The organism is Clostridium thermosuccinogenes (assembly GCF_002896855.1).
In the GTDB taxonomy this organism is placed as follows: domain Bacteria; phylum Bacillota; class Clostridia; order Acetivibrionales; family DSM-5807; genus Pseudoclostridium; species Pseudoclostridium thermosuccinogenes.
This window is the reverse complement of sequence record NZ_CP021850.1, coordinates 2,390,513-2,405,801: the sequence shown is the minus strand read 5'-3', so window position 1 is coordinate 2,405,801 and position 15,289 is coordinate 2,390,513. Positions and strand designations below refer to the sequence as shown.

Here is a 15,289-nt window from a genome sequence, read left to right as displayed (position 1 = left end):
ATAATACTATATATTATCTTAGGATTTTTGGATGAATTTTTGAATTTTCTGCTACGGATAGGAGGTTATCCCACACATGATAAACCCGGCATATGAGATTGAAAGACTGTTGAAATATGGACAGCACTGGGGGCTGCTGGGCAAATGGGATGTAGTTCCCACACGGAATGCTCTTTTGGACCTTTTTCAGATTTCAGAGCCCTATGATGGGCTGGTGGAAGAAGAAAGCTATGATTCGCCCGTACCCATCCTCGACAATCTGTTGGATTATGCCTACGAAACCGGGCTTCTTAAAGAGAATACGGTTACCTACAGGGATTTGCTGGACACCAGGATCATGGGCTTGCTGATGCCAAGACAGTCGGAAGTGATTGAAAAATTTTATAATACAGTCAGGGAAAAGTCCATAAAGCAGGCGACAGACGATTATTATACCCTGTCAAAAGCTTCAAATTATATCCGCATGGATAGGATTGAAAAGAATCTTTATTGGCTGGCCTCCACTGAGTACGGCGATATTGAGATTACAGTGAACCTTTCAAAGCCTGAAAAGGACCCTAAAGCGATAGCAGCGGCAAGGAACATGAAGCAAAGCAGCTATCCGAAATGCCAGCTTTGCCTTGAAAATGTCGGATATGCAGGCAGGGTCAACCATCCTGCCAGGGAAAACCATAGAGTGATCCCGATAGAACTGGGCAATGAACAGTGGTTCCTGCAATATTCACCATATGTTTACTATAATGAGCATTGCATAGTGTTTTCCGAAGCACACAGGCCCATGAAAATCAGCAGAGAGGCATTCCTGAGGCTTTTGGAGTTCGTTGAGAAGGTGCCCCATTATTTTATTGGCTCCAATGCCGATCTGCCAATTGTCGGAGGTTCCATACTGAGCCACGACCATTTCCAGGGAGGACATCACCAGTTCCCCATGGAAAAGGCCCAGGTGGAGAGGACTTTTATCCATAAGGATTTTCCCGATGTCAAGGTGGGAATTGTAAAGTGGCCAATGTCGGTTATAAGGCTGTCGGGAGCAAGCAAAGAGGATTTGGTAGAACTGGCCGACCGAGTATTGGCGCTTTGGAGGGAGTACAGCGATGAGTCTGTCGAAGTGTTGGCATATAGTGAAGAAGGCGGAAAGAAAACTCCCCATAACACAATAACACCTATAGCGCGGAAGAACCGGAACCAGGAGTATGAGCTGGATCTGGTGCTCAGGAACAATCGTACGTCAAAGGAGCATCCTTATGGGATATTTCACCCGCATGAGGATCTCCACCACATAAAGAAGGAAAACATAGGTCTCATAGAAGTTATGGGACTGGCAGTGCTCCCGGGAAGGCTGAGCGTGGAGATGGAGGGCATCAAAGCTATCCTGGCCGGTGAAAAGCCTTTTGATGAAAAAAGGCTCATGGAGGATGAGGATTTAGGAAAACACCTCCCGTGGATTCAAGAATTGGTGGAAAAATACGGAACCGGCAACCAAAAAGATGACACCGAGGAAATAGTGAAAAAGGAGATTGGCAGAATTTTCACCCGGGTATTGGAAGATGCGGGAGTTTTCAAACGGGATCAAAAGGGAATGGATTCATTCCTGAAATTTATGGATCACGCAGGATTCAGCATAAAGGGAGATAGTGGAAAATAGCGCGGCAAGTGAGGCCTGATGCTATTAAAAAATATAAGACGGAGGAGAAGAGATGGATATTAATCAATTAAAGCAAAAATTCATTGAGATCTTCGGTGATAATGGAGAAGCACTGAGAGTGTTTTCATCTCCCGGACGGGTTAACCTGATAGGGGAGCATACGGACTATAACGGGGGTTATGTTTTCCCGGCAGCTCTTACATTAAGCTCAACGGTAGTTGCGAGGCCGAGGAAGGACAGACAGATAAATCTTATAGCTACCGACCTGGGAATAATGGTTTCGGCTTCCTTGGACGAACTGGAAAAGCATAAGGATATTAAATGGGGAAATTATCAGTTGGGAGTAGCAGATGAGCTTCAAAAGGCAGGATACAAGCTGGTAGGCTGTGATATGCTCTTCCATGACACAGTGCCACTGGGCAGCGGATTGTCATCATCGGCTGCAATTGAGGTGGTCACCGCCATCACGCTGGTGACTCTGGGAAATGAAGCCCATGGAGTAAACAGCGGCATAGACATGGTGGAGATGGCGAAGATAAGCCAGACGGCCGAGCATAATTATGTTGGTGTCAATTGTGGAATCATGGACCAGTTCGCGTCTGCGATGGGCAAAGCAAACCATGCCATATTCCTTGATTGCAAGGATTTGAGCTTTGAGCACGTTCCGCTGGATTTAAAGGGATACAGAATTGTAATATCCAATACAAAAAAGAAGAGAAGCCTGGGAGCGGTAAAGTACAATGAGAGAAGAAGCGAATGCGAAGCAGGGCTGGAGATATTAAAAAAGGCGATTCCCGGCATATCCTGTCTGGGTGAGATTTCAGCAGAGCAATTTGAAAAGAATAAGCACCTTATCACCGATGAAGTTGTGAGGAAAAGGGTTGAACATGTCATATACGAGGACGACAGGGTGCTGAAATCGGTTGAAGCTTTGAAAAAAGGCGACTTACATAGCTTTGGCCGGTATATGATTGAGTCCCATAATTCCCTCAGAGATCTTTATGAAGTTACAGGCCTCGAATTGGATACTCTGGTGGAAGAAGCACTGAAAATTGACGGCGTCATCGGCTCAAGGATGACCGGGGCAGGCTTTGGAGGTTGTACTGTAAGCATTGTCAGGGAAGATGCCGTAGACAGATTTATTGAAGATGTCGGCAGCGCATACACTCAAAAAACTGGCATCACTGCTGAGTTCTACGTTTCCGAGGTCGGCGACGGAGGCAGGGAGATTAAGTAAATTTTAAATAAGCTTTGAGCCAACTTATAAAGTTTTAGCATATAAAAGGCTATTATGTTGTGCAAAATACGACATGACAGCCTTTTATTTTTCCCCTGGCTGTGGTAAAATTAGGCGAAAATAGATGTGGAGGAAGTTTACAAAATGTTGCTTGCTGATAAATGGAAAGATTATGAACTTTTAGATACAGGAGACGGTGAAAAACTTGAAAGATGGGGTAAATATGTTTTAAGACGGCCGGACCCCCAGGTCATATGGCCCAGCACAGACAATGAAAAGGCGTGGGCGAAGGCAGATGCCCATTACCATAGAAGCCAGAGCGGGGGAGGAAGCTGGGAGTATAAGACAAAGCTGCCTTCCCGATGGACGATATCCTATGGTAAGCTCTCATTTTATATAGAACCTACAGGATTCAAGCATACCGGACTATTCCCTGAACAGGCTGTAAACTGGGAATGGATGATGGATAAGATTAGATCTGCCTCTAAACCGGTACGGGTTCTAAACCTTTTTGCGTACACCGGAGGGGCTACTGTCGCTTGTGCTTACGCAGGAGCCGAGGTTTGCCATGTGGATGCTGCCAAGGGCATGGTGACCAGGGCAAAGGAGAACCTTGAGCTCTCAGGGTTGAAGGACAGAACGGTGCGGTTTATAACCGATGATGTGATAAAATTTGTGCAGAGGGAAAAGCGCCGGGGTAAGATGTACGAGGGGATCATCATGGACCCTCCTTCCTATGGCAGAGGGCCCAAGGGTGAACTGTGGAAGATAGAAGATGAGCTTTACGGACTTGTGGAGATGTGCATGGATATATTAAGCCCTGAACCGGTATTCTTCCTGATAAATTCCTATACAACAGGTCTGGCGCCCAGTGTTCTTACCAACATTTTATCCATGTCGATGATAAAGAAGTTTGGAGGGCAAGCATATAGTGACGAAATAGGCCTGCCTATAAAAGCGTCAGGACTGGTGCTGCCTTGTGGAGCTTCAGGCAGGTGGGAAAGGTAAAAGGGCTTAAACGGTCTTGTTATATGAAGGATTAGAACATCACAAATGGAGCGTAAATAATGGAAAGGGAACAAAGGAAGAATTCTTTTAATATCAGGATAATATATGAAGACAATCATCTTCTGGTGGTGGAAAAGCCGGTAAATATCCTTTCCCAGGCCGATGAAACCGGAGATCCGGACATGCTGACCCTTTTAAAGCAGGATATTAAGCTCAGATACAATAAACCCGGAGAGGTATACCTTGGACTGGTGCACCGGCTGGACCGGCCGGTGGGAGGTGTGATGGTCTTTGCCAGAACATCCAAGGCTGCCTCAAGGCTGTCCGACCAGATCAGAAGACGCGTGTTCAAAAAGACATATCTGGCGGTGGTGCATGGAAAGCTTCCGGCCAGTTACGGGAAACTTCAGCATTATCTTGCAAAAAACGAAAAGACCAATATGGTAAAAGTGGTGGAAAGAGATCATGCAAAAGCCATGGAAGCAGTGCTGGATTATGAAGTACTGGGTATGACGGATGATCTAAGCCTTGTAAAAATAAATCTGCATACTGGACGTCCCCATCAGATAAGGGTTCAGTTTTCAGCCATAGGAAATCCGCTGTACGGTGATCAGAAGTATGGCGGATATCCTGAAAAGTCATATCGGCAGATTGCCCTGTGGTCATCAAAGATAGTGCTGAATCATCCAACCCGAAAGGTCGATATGGCTTTTGAATGTAGTCCGCCATATGTATACCCGTGGAGCAGTTTTGATATTGACAGCTTTTAGAATGTTGATGAAATGCTCTATAAAAAATGAAATGATTTATATAAAATTGGCTTAAGTTCATATAATGAAAATGGATGATTGCTGCAATGAAAGAATTTAAATATTAATTTAACTCAATGTTCTAGCTTTTTCGATAGCGGAGTTCCGAGTTAAAGAGATAGCAGGCTGGTTGCGGGGAAAATCAATTCCCTGCGTTCAGGTGATTTGCTTTTTCTCCATATCGCCAACATGGGTGTCGCATCTTGAAAAATAGAAATCAAGAAAATGCGACTTACCATTTTAGCCAGCGTTGGACTTTATGCAATCTTGAAACTTTAGATTACGCTGCCTATACCTCTAAACTTGCCACAACGCTATCTTAAAATTAGCTAGCAAAACAGGTTAATTTGTTGCACTAGTGGTGCTACCACCATTCTATATGCCGGTAATCGATGATAATTGCAAGGTGGTGTAATTAATTGCAAAGCAGAGCTATAACAAGAAATTATATTTTAAAAGAGCTTGTTGAAAATAATGGATTTAGACCTCTTACAGATGCCAGCGGCAATATTCTCAAGTTTGATCATATAGACATACTTCAAAAGCAGTCCTGGGGCGCAGTGTTTATCTTTGAACTTATAGATGGGGATTACTTCAGTGAGGATGAGATGGTAAGAAGGCTGGAAAATGGTTATAATGCCATCAGATCCATAGAAGGTCAATATCCGGTGGTGCTGATTGAAGCTTTTACATTTGAAAATGGTATCCCTGAAAGCAAGCTGAGACTATTGGAAGACATGTTGGGTAAAATGCAATGGTATAAGAGATACATAACAAGCTTCTGTCTTGATATGGTAACTTCCCGGGTCATCAGACTTTTTGAACCGCCAGTGAACCTGGAAGGACTGGAAAAGATATTGGATAGAGCTGTAATGTTGGATGAGAGATTCGTAAAGTCTTGGGAGTATTCCACGGACCCTTATTTTAATCAGGATACAGAAAAAAATAGAACTCGGAGTCTTAGGCTGTCGGATAAAAAAATCGTAGTATCCTATGCGCTCATAGCTATAAATGCTCTTATTTGGCTAATAACATATTTTTATGGAAAGATGTATGATGTAAATGCCAATATGATATTTGGTGCAAAATTCAATCCTCTCATAATGGAAGGCCAGTACTGGAGGCTTATTACCCCCATTTTTCTTCACGGTGGACTGCTTCACCTGGCTGTCAATTCCTATTCCCTGTATGCCGTCGGACCTACGGTTGAAAAGCTTTATGGTCCGGCAAGGATTGCAGTAATCTACTTAGTAGCAGGTATAATGGGAAATGTAGCCAGCTTCATTTTTTCAATAAACCCGTCGGTGGGTGCGTCCGGAGCCATATTTGGCCTTTTGGGAGCACTTCTATATATGGGGCATAAATACAGGGATTTTTTCAGAAGGACCATAGGACGGGATGTCATAGTAACGATTGTGTTTAATATAGCCTATGGATTTACCCAATCCGGAATTGACAACTATGCCCATATCGGCGGGCTGATAGGGGGTTATCTTGCAGCCTGGGCAGTAGGTCTGCTGGGGGAGAAGGGCTTAAACAAGGCAAAGGTTCTTTCCTGGGTGGCAATACTGATCCTGGTTGCCGGAGGTGTTTATATCGGGTTCAATATGCCGGCTAATATAGAGTTAAAAATGATATATGACTATTATATAAATTTTGGAAAATGAAAGGATAATTAAAGATAACTAAAATTAATAGAAGGATAATAAAGGATTATAAAATATAGCATAAAATATTGAAGGATATTGAAGGATATTGAAGGATATTGAACTAGTACTGCTTTGTTGTAGAATTAATACAGAATAATAATAAGGAATTAATAAGGAATTAATATGGAATTAATACTGCATTGTTATCCTGGGAAAAAAAGTAGTATCAAAGAAAAAAAGAAAAAAAAGAAAAAAAAGAAAAAGGCGATTCCTGCTTGATGCAAGAACCACCTTTTTTTAATTTAATATGGGTTATTCGAGGATTAGCCTTGATATCGTTAACCCCAAAGAATTTAGAAATGCTTTAACTTCAATTGATGCGTAATAATAGATTTATCTGCCTACTCCAATAATTTTTATGGATAAAATCATGTAGGCTGTATTTTCTTAATTGGCTTGTTTGAAACGGTTATAGGCATCGGTATAAATCTTTATGAGTTGGTCTAATCCCATTTCTTCCAATTGCTTGATGTAATTGTCCCAACCTTCATCAATTCCTCCGTTGGTGATCCAATCAGCTCTGGTAGTCTCAACAAATTTGCCTATGTCAGTAAGCAAAGAGGAAAGGCTTTCATGTTCTTCTACCGTGAACATGACATTGGGATACGGTGTGGTTATATAAGGATCCCCCAGTTTGCTGAGTTCCAGCTTGAGGCCGTCGCCGCTGTTCGGTGAAAGCTTGATTTTCTTTTGGAATTCCGGACTGACATATTTCGGACCGAAATCTCTAAGGCTCTGATCCCAATACCATGCGTCGGCGCTGGTTCCTTCCGGAGGATCATTCAAAGTATATGTTCCGTCGCTGTTCTTGGTGATGACGGTACCGATAGCTCCCCAGAAGTTCTGAATGCTGGCTTCCCCGTCATAGAACTGATCCAGCCAACGGGCGGCTACTTCCGGATGCTTGCAGAACTTGGTGATTTCCGCTTCGTTTCTCATGATACTTGATATACCGTTTTTATCGCCGGCTGCGTATTGCTTTCCGTCGGGTCCTTTGATGGGAGCCAGGGCGATATACTCGCTGGACCACTGACCGAAAAGGGCATCGGGAGTCCAAGCGTAGTCAAAACCTACGAGAGAAACTGACGGATTCTTTCTCTTGCTGTCCTGCATGGTTGCATCCTGGGTAAAGGACTCAGGATCTATTATACCTTCGGCATAGAGCTTTCTGAGCCACTTCAGGCCTTCTTTGTAATTCTCCGTAATCGGGTAGTAAGCAAGGCTGCCGTCATCCAAAACCATCATGTTAGTTCCGTTAAGATCTGTAATACCAAAGGGGTTTAACAGATCCATGGGAAGACCTTTGGCTCCGCAGATAGGGAATTCGTCGTTGGGATCGCCGTTTCCGTTGGCATCCTGCTCCTTAAAGGCTTTCAATACGTTATACAGCTCGTCAATAGTCGTAGGCTCTTTCAGACCGAGGTTATCCAGCCATTTTTTATTAATAATGGGCTGGTTGCAGGTCATAGGCCGTGAAGGCAGGTTCTTTGGCAGGGAATAGATCTTGCCGTCGGGGAATGTTACTATGGTTTTGAATTCCGGTATGGTTTTCATTGCTTCCTTCAGGTTGGGCATATATTTGTCGATGAGGTCCGTCAGATCAAGGAACAACTCTTTGTTGTTCATGATATCGGTATCATTGAAAGTCTGGGAGCCGATTATTACCTCCGGCAGCTCTCCGCTGGCAAGCATTATGGATTTCTGCTCACCCCAGTCGTTCAAGGACTGGACCTGCCATTCGATTTTAACATTGGTTTTCTTTTCAAGGTCGATAAGCCATTGGTTCTGGGTGAAAGAGTCTCCCATACTGCCCCAACGGGTGGTAAGCACATTAAGGGTGATCGGCTCATTTACGATGGGCAGACCTTCCGGATTAAAGTTTGAGTCTTTACTCACGACTGTGTCGGAAGTGCTTGAGGTGTTTCCAGTATCAGGCTTTTTTTCAGACTCTTTACTGTCGCATCCTGAGAAAATAGCGAGAATCAGTCCAATGACCATAATAATGCTGATGGTCTTCTTGAAAATGCTATTCATTTTTTTATCCTCCTTAAATTTATTATTATTAAAAGGCTTTTAGCCTTTAACAGCACCAACCATAACGCCATGGTTAAAGTATTTCTGCACAAAGGGATAGAAGATCATTATAGGAACTGTAGAAACGATGATTATGGAATACCTCATGAGATTAGCCAGGCGCAGTGCTATCTGAGCAGCCTCACCTGTACCCAGTGCGCTTTGCACATTATTGATTATCAGGATATCCCTGAGAATGAGCTGTAAGGGATAAAGCTTTGCATTTTTAATATAAATCAAAGCGTTGAAGTATGAGTTCCACTGACCTACGGCAATCCATAGCCCTATAACTGAAAGGATCGCTTTGGACAGGGGAAGGACAATCCTGAAAAAATATCTTAAGTTTCCGCAGCCATCGATCTGGGCGGCATCCCACAGGTCCTCGGATATGCTTGAGGTGAAGAAAGTCCGGGCTACTATGATATTATAGACTGATACGGAGAAAGGCAGTACCATGACCCAAAAGTTATCATACAAGCCAAACTCTTTTATTGTGAGGAAGGTTGGAATCAGACCTCCGTTAAAATACATGGTGAATATGAAAAGCAGCATAATAAATTTCCTGCCCACCAGGTCTTTTCTGGAAAGAGCATAGGCTGCCGGGATATTCACTGCGAGACCGACAAAAGCTCCGGTTATCGTATATAAAATGGTGTTCCAATAACCTCTCCATATTTCATTATGCTTAAGAAGCTCCTTATATCCGTCCAGAGTAAAGTCGTAAGGTAGGAACCACACTTTTCCACCGGACACCGCATAAGGGTCGCTGAAAGATGCTATGACGACAAAATAAATAGGATATACCGTGATTAGAAGAAAGATAAAAGAGAAACTATATACAACAAAATTGAATATCCGATCGGAAAGGGAATATTGCTTAGTATCCTTTAAATTATCAGTTTTTCCCCTGTTTAATGCTGTTTCCGTCATGGTATTACCTCCATTTCTTACCACAAGCTGTTTTCACTGACTCTTTTCGATATCTGATTGACACATATGAGCAGCAGGAAATTGATGATAGTATTGAACATGTTGATGGCAGCGGAATAGCTGTACTGAGCGCTGTTGATACCTATCTTGTATACATAGGTGGCAATTACCTCACTGGCTGAAAGGTTGAGGTTGTTCTGCATGAGGTAGACCTTTTCAAAGCCCAGGCTCATCAGGTTTCCTACCCTCATGATCAGCAGGATGACAGCTGTAGGTATCAGCATGGGTATGTCAATGTAGAAAAGCTTTTGCCATTTGCTTGCCCCATCTATTGTAGCGGCTTCATACAGGCATACATCAACAGTTGAAAGAGCAGCTATATAAATTATGCTATCCCAGCCGGTATGCTGCCAGGCGTCGGTCCACACGTAAATGCTGGTGAAGGCTTTGGCTTTACCCATTAAATTTGGAGCTTCCATACCAAAAAGCTTATAGATGTTGCCCAGGAGACCGCTACCCGGTGAAAGGAAAATTAATATAAGCCCTACCATTACGACCGTCGAAATGAAATGGGGCATGTAAGTTATGGTTTGAAAGACCCTTTTAAATCTTTTGGCCTGCATCTGGTTGATCAACAGCGCCATAATAATAGGCAGGGGAAAGTTAACAGCCAGACTGTAGAGATTAATTAAAATGGTATTGGTAATGGTCGTTTTAAATTGGTATGATTTAAAAAACTTAAGAAAGTATTTGTACCATGGATCCGCCCACGGGCTTCCGGTGATACCTAATGCGGGCTTAAAATCCTTGAAGGCTATGATGATGCCGTACATAGGTTTGTAAGCGAAACATAATACGAGGACAACCGACGGGAGAAGCAGAAGATATAACCCCCAATTCCTACGGATGCGCCGCAGAGTGTTTCCTGAAGAGAGTGAAGCATGGATTACTGTTTTCAAAATAAAAACCCCCATTTCTCAGGACATTCCTGATGGATATTAAGAATTGAATCAGAGCAAAATTCGTAAGATGTTGTAGGCTGCGGATATTGCTCAAGCTATAGATTGCGTGTATTGCCGCTTGTCACGGATTATGAATGCTGCATATGATATCATATAACATAAATTATCTATAGTGATGGTTCTTTTTATTATGTAATCCGCATTCATTGTGTTAACGTTATCATCAAATTAACAATAACACATGTGCCTATTAAATGTCAAGTGTCTTTTATAAATTGTTCAATAATTTTATGAAGGGCTTGATTTTGAATTGATACATCGATATAATATAAAAAAGATTAGTTAGTGAAATATAAATTTATAGGTATAGCGTTAACATAAATTTATAATAGAAGGAGCACTTATCATGGTTACACTAAAAGATATCGCCCGAGAGGCTGGCGTGAGTGTTATGACGGTTTCCCGTGTGGTAAACGGGCAGCATTCCAAGGTCTCAGAGGAAAATGTGCGAAAGATTCAGGAGATAATAAAGAAACGAGGTTACGTACCTAATTCAACTGCCCGTTCCCTTTCTTCCAAAGCTTCGAACATAATCTCAGTGATTGTTCAGGGAAGTGAAAATGAGTTTAAGAAGAGCCAGTACAATGCCGCTATGGTAGGGGAGATAGTGCCCTATGTGCAGGAACGCGGGTATTTTCTGATGCTGCATTTTATCAATAAATATGATGACATCACCCAGCGTTTAAGGACATGGAATGCACGTGGTGCCATTTTTATCGGTACCTTCGACCAGGATGTGCAGAAAATTCAGCAGGACAATACCATACCTCTGGTTTTTACTGATAGTTACAGCCAGGTGCGGCAAATCACCAATGTAGGCATTGACGATTACAAAGGAGGGGCATTGGCGGCAAAGCACTTTATTGAAAAAGGACACAGGAGCTTTGTTTATGTGGGAGACTATATGGCATCCAGTGTAGTACAGCAACGGCTGAAAGGTTTTAAAGATACGCTGGAAGCCTTCGGATTCTCCTTGGGCCCTAAACATATTCTGGATGCCTATGCTATCAAGGAGCCTGCCCGGACCATCTGCTCTTTTAAAGAACCAGTAACGGCGATTTTTGCTTCTTCTGACTCCCTTGCCGCTTCAATAATAAATGAGATGAGGGATTTGGGAAAAAATCTGCCTGAGGATTATTCAATTATCGGTTTTGATGGTTTCCCATTGGGAGGGCTGATAGTCCCACGCCTTACGACCATATACCAGGATATTGCCAAAAAGGCCCGGATTGCGGTCGATATAGTGTTCCGCCACATAGAGGATCCGTCATCCCCTGCTGAGAACGTTGTTCTGGATGTTCAGCTTATGGAGAGAGAGTCAGTGAAGGATCTTAATGCTTGAGGAATTGGATAATGGTATTTTGTTAGCACTTAAGCGTTTAAGTTATTCTTCAAATCTGATAGAAATTGTTGGGATAAATATTTAGTTGTCCAAAAAATATTTACTATAATTTTATAAAACATAATTCTGAATATTACCTTTATATGATACTTTATTCCAGATACTCCGGTATTTATTTTAGATTCTATTTTAACCTTTTTAACCTTATTAATTAAGTAATAAGTAATAGTTTAATAACATAGTTTAAATAAATGTAGTTTATAGTACAGTTTTAATATCGACTTTTTGATACAAACAGCACTAATATCAATATAAAAAAGTCCATATAAAAAATAGCATTCCTGAGCAATCCAGCGCTTTTTCAACATGGATTGAAGCAGCTTAACTTAATTAAAATTTGATTAAGATAAATTAAAATATAAAGGTCAATTGAAAAGGTAATTTCCACTTTGCAAAAGTAAATTCCATGGATGCTGTTATCATTGAGAAAAATAGTAATTCAGCGGGTTTTGGATTAGTTTATTTAGGCAAATTTTTAATGCTTTTCAGTCAATAATAGGTTAAAATATGAGGTAGAGGAACAAGGCCAGCCCTTTTTTGGGTATATCAAACTAGAGGTGTGAAGATTAACTAACTTTTTGCAAGAGTAATTTCCACCCTGTTTGTAAATGCTTATAGAGTTGTGGCTGGTGGTGCCTCTGGTTATTTAATATTTATTTCTTAAGAAGGGATGAATGCAGGGTGACATTATCTGTCGGGATGAGTTCTACATTCATCCTTCTTAATATTTCTTCCCCGTAGAGCAATCCAAAAGCCCAATAAGGGGTTTTATCCCCGAGATTCAGTCGACTGTACGAGTTGATATGGTTCATCATAAGAGTTATGTCCCGCTGAGTAAACTCATCAAGAGAAGTACCCTTTGGGATAATGCGTCTAATCAAAGCATGGTTGTTTTCTGCTGCGCCTTTCTGGTAAGGAGCCAGCGGATTACAGTAGAATACACAGGTTCTGCGTTGCCCATGTGAATCGAATTCAATAGCGGACGGATTCGAGAACTCACTGCCGTTGTCACAAAGTAATACCGGGAACAATTTGCGGAAGGTATCCGGGCCTAGTTCCAGGTAAAGCTGATCAAAGATATCAATGACAGATTGGGAGGTATTAGCATCTCTAATGAATGCGAGCATGAGCTGTGGGACAGTAAAATGCAGTGTCAGCAGGACTTTGCCGCCTATTCTTCCTATTACCGTGTCCATTTCCACTACGGGAAGGTCCGGATGCTCTTGCATAAATTTAAGAAAGTCTTGATAAGTTCGGCCTATTCGGCATTTTTTATCCACTTTGAACTGGTCTTTTCCCTTTTTACGTCTGCCCATACGTACAACTCTTGGCATATCGATATTTTTTGCTGTAAAGATACCCTTGTCCACATAGTTGTAGAGTGTGCGTTCATCGAGCATGATTTCATCAGCATGGTTAATGCATATATGGTGGAGTGACTGGCCTTTAATTAGCAGCGGGCTAATAATGGAATCCAATCTTATCGCTTCTTCTTCAGTGATTTGTAAACCCTGACGGCACTCAGAGCGTACTGTCTCGTATTCTCTTTGTGCATGTGTTGCAGAATAAATCCTCTTCTCTAATGTACAAGACTGTTTGTCTTCACAACCATTACAAACATAGGGCGGCTTCGAAAGCTTGGGACAAATTTCCTGTTGATACTCATGACATAGTGATGAACACATGCGAGACTTGCAAGCGCGACAATAACGGCTACAACGCAAACTGCCGCAAAGATGCTTAACAGGGCAACCAATACGATGTTTACAATCATTGAACACTCTTCCATAACAGCCGGTTTTCCTAAATTGGATATGGTTCTTCACTTCCTTGGATATCGTGGTTGGGTCCTTTCCAAGCTCGCGTGCTATGCTTTTGAATGATTTCCTGCTGATTAACCTTTGTTCAATTATATTTCTTTCTTCCTGACTCAAATGTTTAAAGCCACGCATATATGTACCCCCTTCAGAGGCACCACCATATATATCATAGCTTTTTGAGAGACAATATTCCAGCTTTCACAAGAAAATAGGAACAGTGTGATCTTTGCAAAAGTAACTTCCACCTTTCTCATTTCTAGCGATTTGCAAAACTAAATTCCACTGTCTATGAATTTGGGGTGGAAATAACTTTTTCAATTAAACATTAAAATATAAAAATTATTGATTATAAAAATAGTATTGACATTCCGTACATATTAAAATATAATGCAATTGAACTTAAACGATTCAGTAATATGATGACTTGGAAGTACCACTACTTATAGCAGGAGTCAGGCGTATTTCTCGCTTCGTGGACACGGTGTATTATGATTATGAGCAGTAACTATCATAGCTAAAATTGACATATCTATTAGAAATTTAATCAATTCATATTTTGAGATAATTTGAAGATTACGAGGTAATATGTATGAAGAAAAAGCGAGTCAGCATTAAGGATGTTGCCAGGGAAGCGGGCGTATCCATCGCAACAATTTCTTACGTGTTAAATAACAAAAAGGGAGAATCCATAAGCGATGAGACTATCAACAGGGTAAGGGAGGCTATAAAGAAGCTCAACTATGTTCCGAACCTGTCGGCAAGAAGCCTTGTAAGCAAAAGGTCAAACCTCATTGGGGTGGTAATACCCCAGGCGGAAGCAGGTAAGGAATTTATGTTCTATAATCCTTTCTACGGAGAGTTTTTAAGCAGCGTTGAGTATGAAGCGCGCAAAAAAGGGTTTCATTTGCTTATCTCAGGAACCGAAGCCGATCAGAAATACATCCAGGTGGCGCAGAACCGTGGCCTTGACGGTATCATCATCGTTGGGATATATCCTGACAGTTTTTTTCAAGAGCTAAAGCAATGCCAGATACCTATAGTTTTAGTGGATAGTTATTGCAGTGATCATTATTTTCACAGTATAGGAATCAATGACAGGCATGGAGGTTACCTGGCAACCAAACACCTCATTGAAAAAGGTCACAGGAAAATAGCTTTCATATCCGGTATGGTAAAGGAGAACGGAGTAAATTCCAACAGGCTTCTGGGATATAAGGATGCGCTGGAGGAGTATGGCATTGACTTTGATGAGAAGCTTCTCTATCTGGGGGATACCAACTTTGAATATGGCATAAAAGCAGGAGCCCGGCTGGCAAATAGCAAAAATGGAGAAACGGCAGCCTTTGCGACAGCTGATATCCTTGCAGTGGGGGTCATTAAGGGACTTAAGGAAAATGGTTTAAGGGTTCCGGAGGACATATCCGTTGTAGGATTTGATGATGTGTACCTTGCCAGAATCACTGATCCTTCCCTGACGACAGTAAGGCAGAATATTGCTGAAAAAGGCAGACAGGCGGCTGAGATAATTATTCAGACTATCGAAAATGAAATCAAAGAAAAGAGGGATATTATCCTTCCGGTGGACATAGTTGAAAGAGATTCGGTAAAAGACATTAACTAAAAGCCATTCGCTA

At 41.9% G+C, this 15,289-nt stretch carries 11 protein-coding genes; 7 read left to right on the top strand and 4 right to left on the bottom strand.

Annotated features, from left to right (window positions below; all coding sequences use genetic code 11):
* The first annotated feature begins 76 nt into the window (after window positions 1-76).
* The 5 genes from galT (at window position 77) to CDO33_RS10470 (ending at window position 6,366) form a co-directional block, all read left to right on the top strand.
* On the top strand, window positions 77-1,645 hold the full coding sequence (gene galT, locus CDO33_RS10490; protein WP_103082866.1) for a UDP-glucose--hexose-1-phosphate uridylyltransferase: 1,569 nt from the start codon (window positions 77-79) through the stop codon (window positions 1,643-1,645).
* 52 nt (window positions 1,646-1,697) lie between these two features.
* Complete coding sequence (locus tag CDO33_RS10485; protein WP_103082865.1) at window positions 1,698-2,882, top strand: galactokinase; 1,185 nt, start codon at window positions 1,698-1,700, stop codon at window positions 2,880-2,882.
* 144 nt (window positions 2,883-3,026) lie between these two features.
* Window positions 3,027-3,890 (top strand): class I SAM-dependent methyltransferase, encoded by an 864-nt coding sequence (locus tag CDO33_RS10480; protein ID WP_103082864.1) that lies wholly within the window; start codon window positions 3,027-3,029, stop codon window positions 3,888-3,890.
* Window positions 3,891-3,949: 59 nt separating this feature from the next.
* Window positions 3,950-4,660: an RluA family pseudouridine synthase gene (locus CDO33_RS10475; RefSeq protein WP_103082863.1), complete on the top strand. Its 711-nt coding sequence runs from the start codon at window positions 3,950-3,952 to the stop codon at window positions 4,658-4,660.
* 458 nt (window positions 4,661-5,118) lie between these two features.
* Entirely contained in the window at window positions 5,119-6,366 is a 1,248-nt protein-coding gene (locus CDO33_RS10470) for a rhomboid family intramembrane serine protease (protein ID WP_202849535.1), read from the top strand.
* 429 nt (window positions 6,367-6,795) lie between these two features.
* Here the strand turns inward: CDO33_RS10470 and CDO33_RS10465 are convergent, their stop codons facing one another.
* The 3 genes from CDO33_RS10465 to CDO33_RS10455 are packed head-to-tail and all read right to left on the bottom strand — an operon-like array spanning window position 6,796 to window position 10,370.
* Complete coding sequence (locus CDO33_RS10465) at window positions 6,796-8,442, bottom strand: extracellular solute-binding protein (RefSeq protein WP_103082862.1); 1,647 nt, start codon at window positions 8,440-8,442, stop codon at window positions 6,796-6,798.
* Window positions 8,443-8,481: 39 nt separating this feature from the next.
* Complete coding sequence (locus CDO33_RS10460) at window positions 8,482-9,411, bottom strand: carbohydrate ABC transporter permease (protein ID WP_103082861.1); 930 nt, start codon at window positions 9,409-9,411, stop codon at window positions 8,482-8,484.
* Window positions 9,412-9,428: 17 nt separating this feature from the next.
* Window positions 9,429-10,370: an ABC transporter permease gene (locus CDO33_RS10455; protein ID WP_242973336.1), complete on the bottom strand. Its 942-nt coding sequence runs from the start codon at window positions 10,368-10,370 to the stop codon at window positions 9,429-9,431.
* Window positions 10,371-10,779: 409 nt separating this feature from the next.
* Here CDO33_RS10455 and CDO33_RS10450 point away from each other — a divergent pair, with 409 nt between their 5' ends.
* On the top strand, window positions 10,780-11,775 hold the full coding sequence (locus CDO33_RS10450) for a LacI family DNA-binding transcriptional regulator (protein ID WP_103082859.1): 996 nt from the start codon (window positions 10,780-10,782) through the stop codon (window positions 11,773-11,775).
* 713 nt (window positions 11,776-12,488) lie between these two features.
* Here CDO33_RS10450 and CDO33_RS10445 read toward each other — a convergent pair.
* Window positions 12,489-13,787, bottom strand: coding sequence for an IS30 family transposase (locus CDO33_RS10445; protein WP_103083328.1), 1,299 nt, complete (start codon window positions 13,785-13,787; stop codon window positions 12,489-12,491).
* Window positions 13,788-14,244: 457 nt separating this feature from the next.
* Between CDO33_RS10445 and CDO33_RS10440 the strand changes: the two genes are divergently transcribed.
* Window positions 14,245-15,276: a LacI family DNA-binding transcriptional regulator gene (locus tag CDO33_RS10440; protein ID WP_103082926.1), complete on the top strand. Its 1,032-nt coding sequence runs from the start codon at window positions 14,245-14,247 to the stop codon at window positions 15,274-15,276.
* Window positions 15,277-15,289 lie beyond the last annotated feature (13 nt).

Excerpts from the sequence above, each read along its gene's own strand:
- CDO33_RS10460 (WP_103082861.1), bottom strand. The coding sequence starts at position 9,411 with ATGACGGAAACAGCATTAAACAGGGGAAAAACTGATAATTTAAAGGAT.
- CDO33_RS10475 (WP_103082863.1), top strand. The coding sequence starts at position 3,950 with ATGGAAAGGGAACAAAGGAAGAATTCTTTTAATATCAGGATAATATAT.
- CDO33_RS10480 (WP_103082864.1), top strand. The coding sequence starts at position 3,027 with ATGTTGCTTGCTGATAAATGGAAAGATTATGAACTTTTAGATACAGGA.
- galT (WP_103082866.1), top strand. The coding sequence starts at position 77 with ATGATAAACCCGGCATATGAGATTGAAAGACTGTTGAAATATGGACAG.
- CDO33_RS10465 (WP_103082862.1), bottom strand. The coding sequence starts at position 8,442 with ATGAATAGCATTTTCAAGAAGACCATCAGCATTATTATGGTCATTGGA.
- CDO33_RS10440 (WP_103082926.1), top strand. The coding sequence starts at position 14,245 with ATGAAGAAAAAGCGAGTCAGCATTAAGGATGTTGCCAGGGAAGCGGGC.
- CDO33_RS10445 (WP_103083328.1), bottom strand. The coding sequence starts at position 13,787 with ATGCGTGGCTTTAAACATTTGAGTCAGGAAGAAAGAAATATAATTGAA.
- CDO33_RS10450 (WP_103082859.1), top strand. The coding sequence starts at position 10,780 with ATGGTTACACTAAAAGATATCGCCCGAGAGGCTGGCGTGAGTGTTATG.
- CDO33_RS10485 (WP_103082865.1), top strand. The coding sequence starts at position 1,698 with ATGGATATTAATCAATTAAAGCAAAAATTCATTGAGATCTTCGGTGAT.